This window comes from Caulobacter segnis, assembly GCF_019931575.1.
GTDB lineage: Bacteria > Pseudomonadota > Alphaproteobacteria > Caulobacterales > Caulobacteraceae > Caulobacter > Caulobacter segnis_C.
Map to the genome: position 1 here is coordinate 4,020,759 of NZ_CP082923.1, position 17,692 is coordinate 4,038,450.

A 17,692-nucleotide genomic window follows, 5' to 3' on the forward strand; every position below is an offset into this window, starting at 1 on the left:
CTAATTTGGAGCCATGCCTCGCAATCCAGATTCCGGCGTTTCCGACGTCTCCACGCCCTTCGTCATGGACGCCGTCGGCGATGTCGCCGCGGGTGTCATGCCCATGCTGTGGACCCCGCACCGCCCCGCGCGGCCGGACAAGTCCGAGGGCGGCAAGAAGTTCAAGCTGGTCAGCGACTACCAGCCCGCCGGCGACCAGCCGACGGCCATCGCCGAACTGGTCGAGGGCATCAACAACCGCGACCAGGACCAGGTGCTGCTGGGCGTCACCGGCTCGGGCAAGACCTTCACCATGGCCCAGGTCATCGAGCGCACCCAGCGCCCGGCCCTGATCCTGGCCCCGAACAAGACCCTGGCGGCCCAGCTCTACAGCGAGATGAAGTCGTTCTTCCCGGAGAACGCGGTCGAGTACTTCGTCAGCTACTACGACTACTACCAGCCCGAGGCCTACGTGCCCCGGACCGACACCTTCATCGAGAAGGATAGCTCGATCAACGAGCAGATCGACCGCATGCGCCACTCGGCCACCCGGGCGATCCTGGAGCGCGACGACGTCATCGTCGTGGCCTCGGTCAGCTGCATCTACGGCATCGGTTCGGTAGAGACCTACACGGCCATGACCTTCACCCTGACGGTCGGCGACAAGGTCAATGAGAAGCAGCTGATCGCCGACCTGGTGGCCCAGCAGTACAAGCGCAACGACCAGGCCTTCGAGCGCGGCACCTTCCGCCGTCGCGGCGACACCATCGAGATCTTCCCTGCCCACTACGAGGACCGCGCCTGGCGCGTGACCATGTTCGGCGACGAGGTCGAGGCGATCTCCGAGTTCGACACCCTGACAGGCAAGAAGACGTCCGAGCTGGAGACCATCAAGGTCTACGCCAACAGCCACCACGTCACGCCGCGCCCGACCCTGCGCCAGGCGATCATCGCCATCCGCCAGGAGCTGAAGGAGCGGCTGGAGTGGCTGGTCGCCAACGGCAAGCTGCTGGAGGCCCAGCGCCTGGAACAGCGCACGACCTTCGACCTGGAAATGATCGAGACCACCGGCTCGTGCGCCGGCATCGAGAACTACAGCCGCTATCTGTCGGGCCGGAAGCCCGGCGAGCCGCCGCCGACCTTCTTCGAATACATCCCCGACAACGCCCTGCTGTTCACCGACGAGAGCCACCAGACGGTTCCGCAGATCGGCGCCATGTACAAGGGCGACCGCAACCGCAAATGGACCCTGGCCGAGTACGGCTTCCGCCTGCCCAGCGCCCTCGACAACCGCCCCCTCAAGTTCGAGGAGTGGGACGCCATGCGGCCGCAGTCGGTGCACGTCAGCGCCACCCCGGCCGACTGGGAGCTGGAGCGGGCCGGCGGCGTCTTCGCCGAGCAGGTCATCCGCCCCACCGGCCTGATCGACCCGCCCGTCGAGGTGCGCCCGGTCTCGAAGGACGGCGCCTCCCAGGTCGACGACGTGGTCGACGAGATCCGCCAGACCATCAAGAAGGGCTACCGCACCCTGGTCACCGTGCTGACCAAGAAGATGGCCGAGGATCTGTCGGAGTACCTCAACGAGCAGGGCATCAAGGTCCGCTACATGCACTCCGACATCGATACGCTGGAGCGCATCGAGATCATCCGCGAGCTGCGGATGGGCAATATCGACGTCCTCGTGGGCATCAACCTGCTGCGCGAAGGCCTGGACATCCCCGAGTGCGGCTTCGTGGCCATTCTCGACGCCGACAAGGAAGGCTTCCTGCGCTCGGAGACCTCGCTGATCCAGACGATCGGCCGGGCCGCGCGGAACGTCGACGGCAAGGTCATCCTCTACGCCGACCGGATCACCGGCTCGATGGAGCGGGCCATGGCCGAGACCGCCCGCCGTCGCGAGAAGCAGCACGCCTACAACCTCGAACACGGCATCACGCCCGAGAGCGTCAAGCGCGACATCAAGGACATCCTCAACAGCCCCTACGAGCGCGGCGACCGCGTGCTGGTGCCGATGGGCATGTCCGAGACCGACGACCGCCCGTTCAGCGGCGACAACTTCAAGGCCGCGCTCAAGGACCTGGAGGCCAAGATGCGCGAGGCCGCCGCCAACCTGGAGTTCGAGACCGCCGCCCGCCTGCGCGACGAGATCAAGCGCATGAAGCTGATGGACCTGGAATTCGCCAACGAGGTCCTGGCCGCCACCGGCGACGAGGTCGACCGGGCCGCGCCCAAGCGTATCCGGGCGGAGATCCGCCAGGAGAAGGCCGAGGAGTTCCGGAAGAAGCGGCGGTGACCCTCTCCCCTTGCGGGAGAGGGTGGCCCACGCAGTGGGCCGGGTGAGGGGTCGCGCGGGTCTGTCGGATAGGACTTTCAACCCCTCATCCGACCGCCTCTGGCGGCCACCTTCTCCCGCAAGGGGAGAAGGATACTCCGCTTGCGGAACGTCGTTATCTCACACAAGCTTGACTGGTCACCCGCCGCGTGGAGCGCGCCAACCATGACCGCCAGGATCCTGATCGTCGGCCAGGACGCCGATACGGTCGACTACGCCGCGCCGGGCATCATGCCCGGCATGACGGCCGAGAAGGTCCGCGCGGGCCTGGCCGCCTCGAAGGCGGCGCTGGAGGCCCAGGGCCACGCCTGCGACGTGCTCGAGGTCCAGCCCGACCCGGCCACCGCCGAGGCCGAGGTCCGCGCCGGCTGGCCGGCGCGGCCTACGACGTGGTGGTGGTCGGCGCGGGCATCCGCAATCCGCCGCCCAAGCTCTTCCTGTTCGAGACGGTATTGAACGCCATCCACACGGGCGCGCCGACCGCCCGGATCGCGTTCAACACCCGGCCGGACGACAGCGACGCGGCGGCCCTGCGCTGGTTGACGTGAAGAGGCGGGCGGGACGCTAGGTTCTCGCCTCACCGGCCAACTCGCGATAGTCAGGGCCCCGGCGGCCGCGCGGGCCGCGCCAGGACGCCGCCGCATGACCGAAGGCCCACGGGACGCCGCCGCTGCTCCGGCCTCCTTCGCCGACAAGCTGACCGGGGGGCTGGTGACCATCGCCCTGGTGAGCGGCGGCCTCGCCAGCCTGACACTGATCCAGGTGCTGTTCGAGCACCGCGACGCCCGGATTCTGCGCACCATTCCCGATGTGCTGGTCACCTGGCGCGAGCCGGCCGACCTGTTCCTGCCGATGATGCTGATCGGCGTCGCGCCGCTGATCCTGGTGCCCGGCTTCTTCGGCCTGAACCGCGCCATGACCGTCTTCGCGCTCCGGACCCGCTGGCGCATGGTGGCCCTGGCGGCCGGCGCCGTCGCGGCCGGCGTCGCCTGGGGCGCGTTGGCCGGCCGCGCCGAGGTCGGGGTCGCCACGCGCTTCGGCGCGGCCTGGCTCTATGACGGCAAGCCTCGCGAGCACTGGTCCTGGGGCGCGGCGACCAGCGTTGGCGCGGCCTGCGTCAACCAGCGCGACGAGGCGACGGGCAAGGTCACGCCGCGACTGAACTACGACGTGGCCTTCCCGAGCGGGCGGGAAGCCAACCTGGCGCGCGACGCCGGCGATGTGCGGAAACTGATGGGGCGGCTGGCCCCGATCGACGAGAGCCTGCGGGCGCGGGGCGTGCCGAGGTTCGTCAGCACCGACGAAGGGTGCATGGCCTATTACGGGCGGGGACTATCCCCAGACGAACAGGCGCGGTTGCGCGGCCTGCTCGGCCGCTGAACGCGGCCGTGCGGGCTTTAAGGATCAGCCGATCTGATCGATGACGATGGCGCGCAGCTCGGCGCGCGTGAGGCCCGGCCACACCCAGTCCGAGGCGGCGGGCCGCGTCGACGAGGTCTTGGCATGAGAGGGCGTGGTGTTGCGGAGCTCGCGCCGAATGGCGGCCTCGCGGGTAACGGTGGTTTTCATAAAGTTCCAGACAAGGGCCGGGCGTGTCGCCAGGCCGTAAAGATCGAAAGAGTGGATGGTTCCGCCCGGGAGCGTCGCGAACGACGCGACCAGCGGGCGACGGAAAACGCCTCAGGCGTTCGACCCTTTCTCCGGTTGGGAGACGGCGGGCCGGAAGCGATTAGCGGCTTCCTGTGTAGCATATGGTTAGCCGTTTGTCGGATTCAACCGCCGCGACATGAACGCGCGGGGAGGACACCCTCGGCGGGCCGCCGACGGACGTTGACAGACGACGGCTTTGCAAACCTGATGGCGGGGTTCGCGCGACCGGATGGCCTGGATGCTGATCAGCCTCTTGCTCTTCTTCTACATCTTCATCTGGCCGCTGATCCTGCCCTTGATCTGCATCGTCGCCGTGGCCCGCGCCCCGCGCTCGACCCTGGTGAAGGTCATCGTGCGCATGGCCGTGCTGATCGCGGTGTCGACCCTCCCGCTCATCGTCGAGATCCAGACCGCCGCCGACCACGACCTCCCCGCGGCGTCCCTGATGCTCTATCCGATCGCGGTGGCCTGCCTGGCGGTCACCGCTCTGGTCCGGGCGATGCTGATCGGGGTGGGCAAGAAGGCGCCGGCTTAGGGGCGGCGATCCCCACCCGACCCGCTACGTGGAGCCTCTTTCCCACACGGAGGAGAGAAGAGCGCGACGCGCGAGTTGACGATCCGGCTCCACCATGACTAGAACATTCCATGAACACGCCGTCTCCATTGCGGAAGCTGGGCGGGAGGATCCGGGCGCTGCGGACGGCGGCCGGACTGGCGCCGGCCCGGCTGGCGGCGGCGGCGATGATCGAGGAGGAGACCCTGGCGGCGATCGAGGCGGGGCGGCGCGACCCCGACTATCTGGTCCTGAAGCGGCTGGCCGAGGCGCTGGGCGTCAGCGTCGGGGCGTTGCTGTCGGCGATGGAGGATCCGGACCAGCCTCCGTAGAGCCACATTCCGCTCATCCCCGCGAAAGCGGGGACCCAAGCGGCGGCGGAGCGTAGAGCCCCGAGCCCAGAAGATCAGACTCGGCTTGGGTCCCCGCTTTCGCGGGGATGAGCGGCGTCTAGCGCATATTGGTTCAGAGCCGCCCGACCAGCTCCGACAGCCGGATCTCCAGGGCGCGGGCCAGCTGGAACAGCGTGGTGGCGCTGGGATTGCGCTCGCCGCGCTCCAGCAGGCCGACATAGTTGCGATGCAGGCCGGCCAGCTCGGCCAGGGCTTCCTGGCTGAGGTTCCGGGCCTTGCGGCGGTCGCGGATTTCTCGCCCCAGGGCGGTCAGGTCGGAGTCTTCGGCCACGCGCGACCCTTGCCTTGGTCGCTCCGCGCATCTACACACCTTCAGTGTGTATTTTTCGCGCCGAAGTCGAGGATCACACGCATGGGTCGCCAAACACGTCCGCTGTCCGTCGCCGTCCATCCGGTCGACCGCCATGTCGGCCAGGTGCTGCGCGCCCGCCGCCGGGCGCTGCAGCTCAGCCAGTCGGCGGTGGCAGCCCGCCTGGGGATCAGCTTCCAGCAGCTGCAGAAGTACGAGCGCGGGACCAACCGGATCAGCGCCTCGGCGCTGCACGGCCTGTCGCTGGCGCTGGACCTGCCGGTGGCGCGGTTCTTCGAGGGCTTGGCCGAGCCGCAGAGCCCCGACAGCGCGCGCGGCCGCGACCTGGTCGCCGAGATGGTCGCCGCCCCGGAGGGCCCGGCCCTGGCCGAGGCCTTCCTGAACCTGCCGCCGGGCCCGATCCGCAACCGGCTGACGGCCCTGGCGCGCGCGATCGGGACGGTGCGGTGAGGCCCAGATCCTCCCCCTAGCGGGGGAGAGGGATGCCCTAACTCTCCTCCCCCTCTGGGGGAGGGGGACCGGCGAACGCCGGTGGAGGGGGCTTTGGGGCGAAGTATGGTCGGCGCCGCTTCGCGGACCCCCTCCGTCTCCGCGCGTATTCGCGCGGATCCACCTCCCCTAATGGGGAGGAGATTTCCGCCCCTACCCCACCATCCCCGCCAGCCGCTGGCGGATGATCGCCTCGGCCTCGGCCACGATCCGGTCGACCAGGTCCTTCACCGTCGGCACGTCGTGGATCAGGCCCTGGACCATGCCGGCGGTCCAGACGCCGTGGTCGACATCGCCGCTCTCCAGGCCCTCGCGGCCGCGCGCGCCCTTCACCAGCTGGGCGACGTCCTCAAACTTGGCGCCGCCGGCCCGCTCGATGGCCACGACCTGCTGGCTGATGGCGTTGCGGGCGACGCGAGCGGTGTTGTGCAGGGTGCGGAAGATCAGGTCGGTGGCGCGCTCGTCGTTGGCGACCATGGCCTGCTTGAAGTTCTCGTGGATCGGCGCCTCCACCGTGGCGCAGAAGCGGGTGCCCATGTTGACGCCGTCCGCGCCCAGGGCCAGGGCCGCGACCAGGCCGCGCGCGTCGCCGAAGCCGCCCGAGGCGATCATGGGGATCTTCACCTTGTCGGCGGCGACCGGGATCAGGATCAGGCCGGGGATGTCGTCCTCGCCCGGATGGCCGGCGCACTCGAAGCCGTCGATCGAGATGGCGTCGACGCCCATCCGCTCGGCCGACAGGGCGTGGCGGACGGCGGTGCACTTGTGGATCACCTTGACCCCGTGGGCCTTCAAGTCATCCACGTGCTCTTGCGGCTTGTAACCTGCGGTCTCGACGATCTTGATCCCGCTCTCGATGATCGCCGCCCGGTACTCGGCGTAGGGCGGCGGGGACATGGCCGGCAGGATGGTCAGGTTCACCCCGAACGGCTTGTCGGTCATCTCGCGGGTGCGGGCGATCTCCTTCGCCAGGGCCTCGGGCGTCGGCTGGGTCAGGGCGGTCAGGAAGCCCAGCGCGCCCGCATTGGCGACGGCGCCGACCAGCTCGGCCTTGCCGACCCACTGCATGCCGCCCTGGGCGATCGGGTGCTCGACCCCGAACAGCTCGGTGAAACGGGTCTTGATCGCCATGGCCTGATGCCTCCCTCTGTTTCGAGGGACTATGCGGCGGCGGCCCTAAGGTCAGGCAAGAGGGCGCAAGCGTCCTACTGCAGGCCCGCGCGGCCGATGGCGTAGAAGCGTTCGGCGCGCTGCTCGCGCAGCTGCTGGGCGCTCATATGGGCCATGGCCTTCAGCTCTTCCTCGACCGCGTCGCCGACGGCCTGGATGGCCACGTCCTGGTTCGAGTGGGCGCCGCCGGCCGGCTCGTCGACGATGCGGTCGACGATGCCCAGCTTGATCAGGTCCTGGGCGGTGATGCGCATGTTGGTGGCCGCGTCCTTGGCCCGGGCGCCGTCGCGCCACAGGATCGAGGCCGCGCCTTCCGGCGAGATCACCGAATAGATCGAGTGCTCCAGGATCAGCACGCGGTTGGCGCCGGCGAGCGCGATGGCTCCGCCCGAACCGCCCTCGCCGACGATCGTGGCGACCATCGGGGTGCCCAGGGTCAGGCAGCGCTCGGTCGAGCGGGCGATGGCCTCGGCCTGGCCGCGCTCCTCGGCGCCCAGGCCCGGATAGGCGCCGGCGGTGTCGACGAAGGTGATGACCGGCAGGGAGAAGCGCTCGGCCATGTCCATCAGCCGGACGGCCTTGCGGTAGCCTTCCGGGCGGGCCATGCCGAAGTTGTGCTTCAGGCGCGTGGTGGTGTCGTGGCCCTTCTCGTGGCCCATGACCACGACGGGCTGGCCGCGGAAGCGGCCCAGGCCGCCGACGATAGCCTGGTCGTCGGCGAACTTGCGGTCGCCGCGCAGCTCGACGAACTCGTCGATCAGGCCCGCGACATAATCGCGCAGGTGCGGACGCTGCGGATGCCGGGCGACCATGGTCTTCTGCCAGGCGTCCAGATTGGCGTAGGCCTCCTTGCGGAGTTCCTGGGCGCGGTCGCGCAGGGCCTGGATCTCGAGGTCGAACGCCCCCGGTCCAGCGGTCTCGGAGAGCCGGGACAGCTCCTCGATTTTGCTTTCCAGGTCAGCGATTGGGCGTTCGAAATCGAGATAATGGGCGGCCATGGACTCTTAAACGTCGCCGTGAATGAAAGGGTGCGAACCTAGTGGCGGAATGCGCCGAGGGAAAGAGGCGAGATTCCGTCGGGCAACCGCCCTCATGACGCCTCGTTTTATCCACAGGCTGAAAGACGCCTTCCCCAGGTGAGTCTCGAAACGAGACTCTCTGCTCTGGTGAATCGCGACATAGAGTCCTATGTTCTTTTGTAGCAGGTCGCGGAAGACGACTTGCGCCCGCGGCCCCCGCCATCGAACGTGAGCGGCCCCGCCTGATGAGAGCGCACAGTTCCCATGCAGGTGTTCACTTTTTTCTGTGTCGAGTCCGACGGCTCGGTCCCCCGCTTCGACGTCACGGCCTGCGCCGATGACAAGGCCGCCCGCGCGCGCGCCTTCGAACTCCTGGACATGCACCACCGCTGCGACTTCGTCGAAGTCTGGCGCGGCTCGCAGCGCGTGTTCGACGTCAGCGCCCAGGCGGTGGCCGCCTAGAGCGCGCCGCCTTCCGCGCGCCATGTCCCGCGCGACGCATGATTGCGCCGCAACCTGAGCGGCTGTAGCCTCCGCGTCCGGATGGCGCCCGAGACGGGCTCCGCATTCCGGAAGGCCGCCGCTCCATGGACGCCACCGTCCTTTCCGCGCCGCTGATCCCACCCGCCCCGAAAGTTCACGCCCGTCCCCTCGGCGGCTCGGTCCTCGGCGACGTCCGGATCGCCCTCGAGATGGGCCGCAACCTGATCGGGGCCTGGTCCGAGGCCGACTTCGACGACCTGATCACCCCCTATCGCTTCATGGGCCAGCCGGGTCTGGTGGTCAGCGACCCCGTCGGCGTGCGTCAGGTCCTTTCGTCTCCCCATTTCCGCCGCCCGGTGAAGCTGGGCCGCCCCTTGAAGCCGCTGGTCGGCGAGGGCCTGCTGCTCAGCGAGGGCGAGGCCTGGAAGCGGCAGCGCAAGAGCCTGGCCCCGGTCTTCACCCCCGCCGCGATCGGCGGCCTGACGCCGCACTTCGTCGACGCTGGCGCCACGCTGGTCGAACGCCTGGCCGGCCGCGATCGCGCCAACCTGTCGGAGGCCTTTCACCACGCCGCCCTCGACGCCGTGCTCCGCGCGCTCTTCTCGCGCCGCGCCGACCAGGATGGCGCCGTGCTCGCAGAGATCGCCCGCCGCTACCTGGAGGGACCTGCGCATTTCCGCTTCCTCGACTTCGTCGGCCGGGGCCTCGACGACCTGACCTTCGCCGATGGCGACCGCCGACGGCTGGGCGGGCGCTGGCTGGCGGCGGTCGATGCGATCATCGCCGAGCGGCGCGTCGCGCCTCAAGCCGGCGACCTGCTGGACCGCCTGCTGGCCGCGCGCGACGAGGACGGCCGCCCCCTGCCCGACCACGAGGTGCGCGACCAGTGCAGCTCGATGCTGGCGGCGGGCTTCGAGACCACCTCGCGGCTGCTGTTCTGGGCGACCTATCTTCTGGCCCTGGACCCGGCGACGCAGGACCGCGTCCGCGCCGAGGTCCAGGCCTTCCCGGCCGCGCGCGTGGCCGGCCTGGACGACCTCAAGGCCTGGCCGCTGATGCGGTCGGTGCTGTTCGAGACCCTGCGGCTCTATCCCGCCGCCCCGACCTTCGGCCGCCAGGCCCTGGTCGATGGCGAGGTGCTGGGCCATCCGATCCAGGCTGGCGGCTCGGTCACCATCAGCCCGTGGCTGATGCACCGGCACCGCAAGCTGTGGGACGCCCCGACCGCCTTCCGGCCCGAGCGCTTCATCGACCAGGCCCATCCCTGGGGCCACGAGGCCTTCATCCCGTTCGGCGCGGGCCCGCGCGTCTGCATCGGGGCCGGCTTCGCCCTGGCGGAGGCCCAGATCGTGCTGGCCAGCCTGTTGGCGCGGTTCCGGCTGGCCATGGCCGACGAGCGGCCCGTGCTGCCCAAGGCCTCGATCACTCTGGGGCCCGACCACGAACCCGAGTTCGTTCTGGAGCCGATCCTGCAAGCGCAGACTTAGATGGGCGCGGCCTTGATGCCGGTGCTAGGAAGCGCGAGCTTCCGCCCATCGCTTCAGGGGATCTCCGCATGACCGACGCCGTCCACACCCGCCCGTTCGCCACGGCCACCGACACCGGCAGCGGCGGCCTGCAGACCTTCGTCACGGCGGGGCCGTCGACGATCGTGGCCGACATCTCGGTCGCCCAGGGCGGGCTGGACCTGGGGCCCGACCCGCACGAGCTGGTCGCCGCCGGCCTGGCGGCCTGCACCAGCATGACCCTGCGGCTCTACGCCAACCAGAAGGGCTGGGAGATCAGCGCCATGCACGTCGAGGTCTTCTCGCACTTTGACGCCGACCAGACCCCGCACGAGCGCTTCGAGCGGATCATCACCCTCGAAGGCAACCTCAACGACGACCAGCGCGAGCGCCTGTTCCAGATCGCCGACAAGTGCCCGATCCACAAGCTGCTGACGGCGGGGGCCAGGGTGGTGACGACGGTGGGCGGGGAGTGAGGATCCCGCCCCTCTCTCCTCCCCCTTAGGGGGAGGGGGACCGGCGAACGCCGGTGGAGGGGGCTTTGGGGCGCTGAACGTCAGAACCGCTTGCGCGGACCCCCTCCGTCTCGATGCGTATTCGCATCGATCCACCTCCCCCTAATGGGGAGGAGGGCTAAAACCCGTACAGCGCCTTGTACTCCGCGTCCTTGCCCGCGATCTGCCGCGCGCAGTCGACCATCACCTTGGCCTGTTTCCAGGTCGCGTCGTCCTGCATCTTGCCGTCGAGCATGGCCACGCCGGTGCCGTCCGGCATCGCCTCCAGGATGCGCTTGGCGAAGGCGACCTCGTCGGGGGCGGGGCTGAACACCGTCTTGGCGATGGCGATCTGGCTGGGGTGCAGGCTCCAGGCGCCGGCGCAGCCCATCAGGAAGGCGTTGCGGAACTGCTGCTCGCAGGCCACGGGATCGTCGATGGCGCCGAACGGGCCATAGAACGGCTTGATACCATGGGCGGCGCAGGCGTCGACCATCTTGGCGAAGGTGTAGTGCCAGAGATCCTGCTGCACGGACACGCGCGGCGATCCGTCCGCATGCGGATCCTCGATGACGCGGTAGCCCGGATGGCCGCCGCCGACCCGGGTGGTCTTCATCGCCCGGCTGGCGGCCAGGTCGGCCGGGCCGAGTGAAATGCCCTGCATGCGCGGGCTGGCGCCGGCGATGGCCTCGACGTTCATCACCCCCTCGGCGGTCTCCAGGATGGCGTGCAGCAGGATCGGCCGGGTGACGCCGTGCTTGGCCTCCAGCGAGGCTAGCAACTGGTCCATGTAGAAGATGTCCCAGGGCCCCTCGACCTTGGGGACCATGATCACGTCGATCTTGTCGCCGGCCTTCTCGACGATGGTGGCGACCTCGTCCAGGTGCCAGGGCGAGTTCAGGCAGTTGATCCGGGTCCAGAAGCCGACGCCCAGCGCCTTGAAGTCGACCTCGCGCGACATCGCCACCAGCCCGGCCAGGGCCGCGCCCTTGGCGTCGGCGGGGATGGCGTCCTCCAGATTGGCCAGGATCACGTCGACGGTCGGGGCGATCTCGGCGACCTTGGCGCGGACCTTGTCCAGGTGCGGCGGCACGAAGTGGATCATCCGCTCCACGCGAGCGGGCGGCTCGCGATACGGCGTCGGCGCCCCGATGGCCAAGGGTTTGAAAAAGCCGCGCGCGGTTTTCATATGATCGCACTCCCCGTTTTTTGTTCTGCCCAAGCCCGCTCATCCCCGCGAAAGCGGGGATCCAAGCGGAGCTGACCGAGGGCGCGCCTGATCTTCGGCTTGGGTCCCCGCTTTCGCGGGGATGAGCGAAATTGGGAGCCATTTCGCAATTGCGAGAAGATTGCGGCGGCGCGGCATGAAGGTCAAGACTGACGCGCGGGTCAGGTCTTGCCCGCCGATGGCGGCGGGGGCCGGGGCGCCTCCTCCGGATCCTCGCGCTCGAGGTCGGCGGCGGCGTCGTTGCTGGAGCCTGGCTTGACCCGGGCGGCGGCCTTGCGGCGGCGGGCGGCGGGCTCCAGGCGCAGGCTGGTCAGGGCGTCCTCGCCCTCTTCTCCGAACAGCCCCCGAACGCGGATGTCGCGCTGCGGATAGGGGATCTCGATCCCCGCCCCGCGCAGCGCGTCGTCGATCAGCCAGGTATAGGCCGCGAAGATCGCCGCCGGGCGGCGCACGGCCTCGACGGTCGGCCAGACGATCAGCTCGAACTTCAGGGCGTGCTCGCCATAGCCGACCAGCCAGACCTGGGCGCGCCGGCTGGCGTCGTCGGGCGAGGTGAACGGCGCGGCCTTGGCGGCCTTCAGCACCGCCTCGCGCACCCTGTCCTTGTCGGCCCCGAAGGCGGTGACGAACGGCACGCGGATGCGGCGGTTGGTGCCGCGCAGGGTCCAGTTGATCACCTGGTCGTTCACCAGCACCGAGTTGGGCACGACGATGTCGGTGCTGTCGTTGGTGCGGATGCGGGTGGCGCGCGGGCCGATCTCGTGGACCACGCCACGCCCGCCGTTGGGCAGCTCGACGAAGTCGCCCACCGCCACCAGGCGCTCGAACACCAGGGAAACCCCCGAGGCGAAGTCCTTGATGATCCCCTGCAGGCCCAGGCCCACGCCGACGCCCAGGGCCCCGGCAAAGACGGTCAGCGAGGTCAGGTCCAGGCCCATGGTCGACAGGCCGGCCATCACCCCGATGATCACCAGGCCGTAGGTGGCGACCTTCTCGACGACGTACAGCGAGGCGGCGCTGCCCGCCGCCCGCTCGCGCAGCCGGCGCAGGCCCGCCGAGGTCAGCCGCGCGGCGATGATGGCGGCCACGACGATCAGCACCCCGGCCGCCAGCCCGCCGACCGTCACCGACGCCTTGCCCAGCTTCAGGAGTTCGAAGGAATCGAGCGTGCGAAGCGGGTTTGCGGCCATGGGTGGGAGTGTGCGGGAAGGTCGCGCGAAGGATCAAGGGTCCTGCGCGCCATGCCCCCGCCCTACCGCACCCAGTTCACCGCCACCGCCGGCGTCACCGAGGCCGTCGTGTTGCGCCCCGCCGGCACGATCCGCGCGCCGACGATCACCCCGACGCTGGGGCTGAAATTGTATTCCACCGCCGGGGCCAGGATCAGCGCCTCGCTGACCGGATAGCGGCGCTCGAAGGCCGCGCCGTCCAGCTGGCCCGTGACCTTGGTCGAGGCGTCGCGCTGCCAGCCGATGTCCATGGCGGCCACCCAGTTGCGGGTGAGGCTGTATTCGAAGGCCAGGTTGACCAGGAAACTGTCGCCCGGCTGGGCCTTGCCGGCGAACCCCTTGGCCGTGCCGTAGACGCTGGCGCCCTTGAGCCTGGCGGTGTCCGAGCGGGTGTAGGCCACGTTCAGCCGCGTGCGCAGGATGCGGCCGTTCGGGGTCCAGAAATAGTATTGCGAGTTGACGCCGAGGGTCGTGGCGTAGGCGCCGCTGCCGAAGCCGTCGTTGGGCCGCTCGTCCAGGCCGTCGTGGCGGCCGATAGGCAGGTTCTCCTGCAGCATGACCGAGAGGGTCGGGACGCGGCCGCCTTCCTTGTACTGGGTCAGGCGGTACTGGACCTGGGCGGTCAGGTCGCCGATCCCCAGCCCCTGGCTCCAGCGTCCGCCCGCGCGGCGATAGCCCAGGTGCGGGATGAAGCCGGCGGTCAGGGTGTCGGTGACGCCGTACAGCATGTAGGCCGACGAGCCGATGTTGTCGGCGTCCGGGGCGCCGTGGCGCTTGCCGTCGGCGTCGAAGCGACCGTACGGCTTGGCGTCGTAGAGATAGGGCTCGAACAGGATATGACCCTTGGGCAGGGTCGAGGCGCCGGACGCCAGCAGCGGCCCGGTCCACCAGGCGTCGTCCAGGCTCTGGCGTTCCGGATTGGGGCGTTGAGGATCGAGGCTTGGGGGCGCGTCGGCCAGGGCCGGCGGGGCCAGGGTCAGAAAGGCCGTCGCCAGGGCGGCGCGGCGGATGGTCCAGCTCATGGAGGTCCTCCCGATCAGCATCGCCGCCGCCTTAGGGCGCGTTCGGTCGCGACGCCGCCCGGAACTTGCGGCAGGACGATCCCGATGCTGTCAGCAGGCCTTTTGGTCGCCCTTCTCCCCCTGCGGGAGAAGGTGGCCCGGAGGGCCGGATGAGGGGTCGCGTCAACGAGAACCGCCGCGACAGCTGTTCGGCTGTAACGGCGGTTATGGCTTTCAACCCCTCACCCGACCGCCTGCGGCGGCCACCCTCTCCCGCAAGGGGAGAGGGAGTCTTTTACCGCCCGACCATCGCCATGCCGGCGGGAGCATAGCGGTCGCCCTCGATCGCCGTTTCCGGCACGGCGGCGGCGATGCGGGCCAGGTCTTCGGGCGAGAGCACGACGTCGACGGCGCCGATGTTCTCCTGCAGGCGCGGAATCTTGGTGGTGCCGGGGATCGGGGCGATGTCCTCGCCCTGATGCAGGATCCAGGACAGGGCCAGCTGGGCCGGGGTGATCCCCTTCTCGGCGGCGATCTGGGTCAGGGCCTCGACCAGGCTAAGATTCTTGGTCAGGGCCTCGCCCTGGAAGCGCGGCAGGCCGCGGCGGAAGTCGTTCTCGGCCAGGGTCTCGGGCTTGATCGCGCCGGTCAGCAGGCCCCGGCCCAGCGGGCTGTAGGGCACCAGGCCGACGCCCAGCTCACGCAGGGTCGGCAGGATCTCGGCCTCCAGCTCGCGGAACCACAGCGAATACTCGCTCTGCAGGGCCGCGACGGGCTGGACGGCGTGGGCCTTGCGGATGGTCGCCGCGCCGGCTTCCGACAGGCCGAAGTGCTTGACCTTGCCCTCGGCGATCAGGTCCTTGACCGCCCCGGCCACGTCCTCGATCGGCACGTTGGGATCGACGCGGTGCTGGTAGAACAGGTCGATGACCTCGACGCCCAGGCGCTTCAGCGAGGCCTCGGCGACTTCGCGGATGTGCTCGGGCCGACTGTTGACCCCGCGCATGCGCGAATAGCCCGAACCCAGCCCCTCGGGGCCGATGTCGAAGCCGAACTTGGTGGCGATCACCACCTTGTCGCGGAAGGGCTTCAGCCCCGCCCCGACCAGCTCCTCGTTCAGGAACGGGCCGTAGACCTCGGCGGTGTCGAAGAAGGTGATTCCCAGCTCGACGGCCTTGGCCAGCACCTCGTTCGCGGCGCTGGCGGTCAGGGGCGTCCCGTAGACCTGGTTCATCCCCATGCAGCCGAGGCCGATGGCCGACACTTCCAGGCCGTCGCCGAGTTTGCGCGTCTTCATGGGGGGATCTCCTTGTGCGGATGGCCAGGCGGCCCCTGCCGCCGGCCGTTCGAAGATGGGGCCTGGATCGCGCCGGATAAGGCCCGGTCGCTCACCACTCTGCTGAGCGCAATTCAGCAATCGCCCCCGCGCTAATCACCGACATGAAGGAATTTCACGGCCGATGTCGGAACGGTCGCTCCGGTTTCGTCCTAGGATCGCGACAACGGAGGACGCCCATGCCCAAGATCACCCCGTTCCTGTGGTTCGACAACCAGGCCGAGGAGGCCGCCAAGCTGTATGTCTCGATCTTCCCGAACGCGCGGATCATCGACGTCGCCTACTATCCCGGCGAGGCGCCCGGCGGCGGCAAGCCGGGCAAGGTGATGACCGTGGCCTTCGAGATCGACGGCCAGAAGATCACCGCTCTCAACGCCGGCCCGACGTTCAAGCTGGACGAGGCCTTTTCGTTCGTCATCGACTGCGACGGCCAGGACGAGGTCGATCACTATTGGAACGCCCTCACCGCCGATGGCGGGCAGGAGAGCCAGTGCGGCTGGCTGAAGGACCGATACGGCCTGTCGTGGCAGGTCACGCCGCGCCAGCTGATCGAGGCGACCACCAGCCCGGACCGCGAGGCCGCCGGCCGCGCCTTCCAGGCCATGATGGGCATGAAGAAGATTGACGTCGCCCAGATCCAGGCGGCGTTCCGGGGAGAGTAGAACACCCCCACCATTCTCCCCCTAACATGCCTCCCTGGGCCTTGTGCCCAGGGCCCAGGTTTCAGCTGGCATGAAGGCGGCCAGGTGTTCGCTAGCGCTGACGGCGCACGGCTCGCAAGCTCCCAGCCCAGCCGCGCCATGGGTCCTCGCCACAAGGGCGAGGAAGGCGGTGTTGTTTTAGCGTGTGACTTCTAAACGCCGCTCTCCGCCTTCACCGGCATGTTCGCCCGGTAACGGAAATTGCTCAGCCGCGCCTCGCCCATCCCGGCGGCGTAGAGCCCGACGCGCAGGGCGAGGAACCCGCCGAACACGTTGTGGTGCAGGCCCGACACCTCCATCCGCGTGCCGTGGCGCGTCCAGGTCCGGCCGTTGTCGTACGAGTAGTGGAAGGTCACCACGTTCTCGACATTGCCGATCCGCAGCCGGACCTCGCGGACGTCGTGCGCGATCCGCGCCCAGGGCAGCTCCTCGGAATATTCGAAGATCTTCAGGGCCGTCGGGGTGAAGCCCAGGCCCACGAAGGCCTTGTGATTGTAGAACAGCAGGATCCCCGCCTCGGCCTCGCCAGACAGCGTGATCGTCACCTCGGTCTCGTACGAGCGGTCGCCGACCAGGCAGGTCAGCGGCGCAGAGTCGGCCGGCGAGGTCCCGCGCCCCGCCAGCCGCAGGCCGCCGGGGACGAAGGCCGCGCGGCCGGCCTCGTCGGGCTTGGGATCGTGGAAACTCCACTGCACGCCGAAGCGGTCCTTCGAGAAGTCGTCCGACAGGCCAGGCGCGGACGGTCCCGTCACGCCTCCCTTGGGCTTGGGCAAGGGCTTGGAAAGGTCGCCGCCCAGGACCCGGAACCAGCCGTCGGCGGTCCACTCGACCGGCGCCAGCAGGGTCTGGCGGCCCAGGGTGCGGTAGCCGTTCTCGTAGCCGTGATAGACCATCCACCAGTCGCCGGCCGGCCCCTCGACCAGGCTGGCGTGGCCACGCGACCACCAGGGCTCGGCGGCGCTCCTTGTGCGGACCAGCGGGTTGCGCGGGCAGTGCTCCCAGGGCCCGTGGATCGAGCGCGAGCGGGCGGCGATGACCATGTGGCCGGTAGCCGGCCCGGCCGTGCCGCCGACGGCGGTGATCAGGTAGAACCAGCCGCCCCGCCGCAGCAGCTTGGGTCCCTCCGGCGCGAAGTTCTCGACCACCCAGTCGTCGGGATAACGCCAGGGCTCGTAGGCCTTCTCCAGCGGCCCGTCGGTCGCCAGGCCGTCGTCGGTCAGGCGGATCCTGCGCACGCCGTTGACGAACAGATAGCGCCGGCCATCCTCGCCGACGACGTGGCCGGGATCGATGCAGCCCGAGATCTTCAGGTCGACGGGCTCACTCCACGGCCCCTCGATGCGGTCGGCCCAGATGGCGTAGATCGACCAGCCCTCGCCCTTCGGATCGGCCGGGATGTAGATGAAGTAGCGGCCATCGTGCTTGATCAGGTCGACCGCCCAGATGACCCCCAGCGGCTTGTGGAGCGCCGCCCCCACGGGGCTCCAGTTCACCAGGTCCGTCGATTTCCAGATCACCAGGCCGGGATACGAGAAGAACGACGAGAACGTCATGTAGTAGGTCCCGCCATCCTTCAGGATGGTCGGGTCCGGATGGTCGCCGCTGACGATCGGATTGCGGAACGTCCCGTCGCCCAGGTCCGCCTTGCGCTGGCCCCCGGCGCCGACGCCCCAGGTGGGAGCGCTGGCCGGCGCGGCGGGCGGCGCGGCCTCGGCCAGGGCGGGCAAGGCGGCCCCCGCCAGCAGGCCCTTGAACAGATGACGACGCGGCAGGGCCATGCGGAGAGGTCCGAGATTGATA

General features: G+C 69.4%; 19 protein-coding genes. 10 read left to right on the forward strand and 9 right to left on the reverse strand.

What is annotated here, in order from left to right; genetic code table 11:
* Positions 1-13: 13 nt before the first annotated feature.
* The 3 genes from uvrB (at position 14) to K8940_RS18555 (ending at position 3,691) form a co-directional block, all read left to right on the forward strand.
* Entirely contained in the window at positions 14-2,272 is a 2,259-nt protein-coding gene (uvrB, locus tag K8940_RS18545) for an excinuclease ABC subunit UvrB (RefSeq protein WP_223391540.1), read from the forward strand.
* 204 nt (positions 2,273-2,476) lie between these two features.
* Positions 2,477-2,767 carry a hypothetical protein gene (locus K8940_RS18550; RefSeq protein ID WP_223391541.1) on the forward strand — a complete coding sequence of 97 codons (291 nt, stop codon included), beginning with the start codon at positions 2,477-2,479 and terminating at the stop codon, positions 2,765-2,767.
* A 186-nt stretch (positions 2,768-2,953) separates the two neighbouring features.
* Entirely contained in the window at positions 2,954-3,691 is a 738-nt protein-coding gene (locus tag K8940_RS18555) for a hypothetical protein (protein ID WP_223391542.1), read from the forward strand.
* A gap of 24 nt (positions 3,692-3,715) precedes the next feature.
* Here the strand turns inward: K8940_RS18555 and K8940_RS18560 are convergent, their stop codons facing one another.
* Complete coding sequence (locus K8940_RS18560; protein ID WP_223391543.1) at positions 3,716-3,880, reverse strand: hypothetical protein; 165 nt, start codon at positions 3,878-3,880, stop codon at positions 3,716-3,718.
* A gap of 319 nt (positions 3,881-4,199) precedes the next feature.
* Between K8940_RS18560 and K8940_RS18565 the strand changes: the two genes are divergently transcribed.
* Both K8940_RS18565 and K8940_RS18570 read left to right on the forward strand, forming a co-directional pair.
* Positions 4,200-4,496: a hypothetical protein gene (locus tag K8940_RS18565; RefSeq protein WP_223391544.1), complete on the forward strand. Its 297-nt coding sequence runs from the start codon at positions 4,200-4,202 to the stop codon at positions 4,494-4,496.
* Positions 4,497-4,606: 110 nt separating this feature from the next.
* Positions 4,607-4,846 carry a helix-turn-helix domain-containing protein gene (locus tag K8940_RS18570; RefSeq protein ID WP_223391545.1) on the forward strand — a complete coding sequence of 80 codons (240 nt, stop codon included), beginning with the start codon at positions 4,607-4,609 and terminating at the stop codon, positions 4,844-4,846.
* Positions 4,847-4,979: 133 nt separating this feature from the next.
* Here the strand turns inward: K8940_RS18570 and K8940_RS18575 are convergent, their stop codons facing one another.
* Positions 4,980-5,198, reverse strand: a complete 219-nt coding sequence (locus tag K8940_RS18575) for a helix-turn-helix domain-containing protein (protein ID WP_223391546.1) — start codon at positions 5,196-5,198, stop codon at positions 4,980-4,982.
* Between the two features lie 81 nt (positions 5,199-5,279).
* On the opposite strand from K8940_RS18575, the gene K8940_RS18580 reads away from it, so the two are divergent.
* Positions 5,280-5,687 (forward strand): helix-turn-helix domain-containing protein, encoded by a 408-nt coding sequence (locus K8940_RS18580; RefSeq protein ID WP_223391547.1) that lies wholly within the window; start codon positions 5,280-5,282, stop codon positions 5,685-5,687.
* A gap of 192 nt (positions 5,688-5,879) precedes the next feature.
* Here K8940_RS18580 and K8940_RS18585 read toward each other — a convergent pair whose 3' ends face one another.
* Positions 5,880-6,857, reverse strand: coding sequence for an NAD(P)H-dependent flavin oxidoreductase (locus K8940_RS18585; RefSeq protein WP_223391548.1), 978 nt, complete (start codon positions 6,855-6,857; stop codon positions 5,880-5,882).
* A gap of 74 nt (positions 6,858-6,931) precedes the next feature.
* Entirely contained in the window at positions 6,932-7,894 is a 963-nt protein-coding gene (locus tag K8940_RS18590) for an acetyl-CoA carboxylase carboxyltransferase subunit alpha (RefSeq protein WP_223391549.1), read from the reverse strand.
* Positions 7,895-8,179: 285 nt separating this feature from the next.
* Here K8940_RS18590 and K8940_RS18595 point away from each other — a divergent pair, with 285 nt between their 5' ends.
* The 3 genes from K8940_RS18595 (at position 8,180) to K8940_RS18605 (ending at position 10,379) form a co-directional block, all read left to right on the forward strand.
* Entirely contained in the window at positions 8,180-8,377 is a 198-nt protein-coding gene (locus K8940_RS18595; protein ID WP_223391550.1) for a hypothetical protein, read from the forward strand.
* A 125-nt stretch (positions 8,378-8,502) separates the two neighbouring features.
* Positions 8,503-9,885 (forward strand): cytochrome P450, encoded by a 1,383-nt coding sequence (locus tag K8940_RS18600; protein ID WP_223391551.1) that lies wholly within the window; start codon positions 8,503-8,505, stop codon positions 9,883-9,885.
* Between the two features lie 68 nt (positions 9,886-9,953).
* Positions 9,954-10,379 (forward strand): OsmC family protein, encoded by a 426-nt coding sequence (locus K8940_RS18605; RefSeq protein WP_223391552.1) that lies wholly within the window; start codon positions 9,954-9,956, stop codon positions 10,377-10,379.
* 157 nt (positions 10,380-10,536) lie between these two features.
* Here the strand turns inward: K8940_RS18605 and K8940_RS18610 are convergent, their stop codons facing one another.
* The 4 genes from K8940_RS18610 to K8940_RS18625 all read right to left on the reverse strand — a co-directional run bounded on the left by K8940_RS18610 (position 10,537) and on the right by K8940_RS18625 (position 15,152).
* Positions 10,537-11,586, reverse strand: a complete 1,050-nt coding sequence (locus tag K8940_RS18610) for an HpcH/HpaI aldolase/citrate lyase family protein (protein WP_223391553.1) — start codon at positions 11,584-11,586, stop codon at positions 10,537-10,539.
* A gap of 200 nt (positions 11,587-11,786) precedes the next feature.
* Positions 11,787-12,815 (reverse strand): mechanosensitive ion channel family protein, encoded by a 1,029-nt coding sequence (locus K8940_RS18615; protein WP_223391554.1) that lies wholly within the window; start codon positions 12,813-12,815, stop codon positions 11,787-11,789.
* A gap of 62 nt (positions 12,816-12,877) precedes the next feature.
* Positions 12,878-13,876, reverse strand: coding sequence for a transporter (locus K8940_RS18620; protein ID WP_223391555.1), 999 nt, complete (start codon positions 13,874-13,876; stop codon positions 12,878-12,880).
* 274 nt (positions 13,877-14,150) lie between these two features.
* On the reverse strand, positions 14,151-15,152 hold the full coding sequence (locus K8940_RS18625) for an aldo/keto reductase (protein WP_223391556.1): 1,002 nt from the start codon (positions 15,150-15,152) through the stop codon (positions 14,151-14,153).
* A 218-nt stretch (positions 15,153-15,370) separates the two neighbouring features.
* On the opposite strand from K8940_RS18625, the gene K8940_RS18630 reads away from it, so the two are divergent.
* Positions 15,371-15,853, forward strand: coding sequence for a VOC family protein (locus K8940_RS18630; RefSeq protein WP_223391557.1), 483 nt, complete (start codon positions 15,371-15,373; stop codon positions 15,851-15,853).
* 191 nt (positions 15,854-16,044) lie between these two features.
* Here the strand turns inward: K8940_RS18630 and K8940_RS18635 are convergent, their stop codons facing one another.
* Positions 16,045-17,670, reverse strand: coding sequence for a family 43 glycosylhydrolase (locus tag K8940_RS18635; RefSeq protein WP_223391558.1), 1,626 nt, complete (start codon positions 17,668-17,670; stop codon positions 16,045-16,047).
* Positions 17,671-17,692 lie beyond the last annotated feature (22 nt).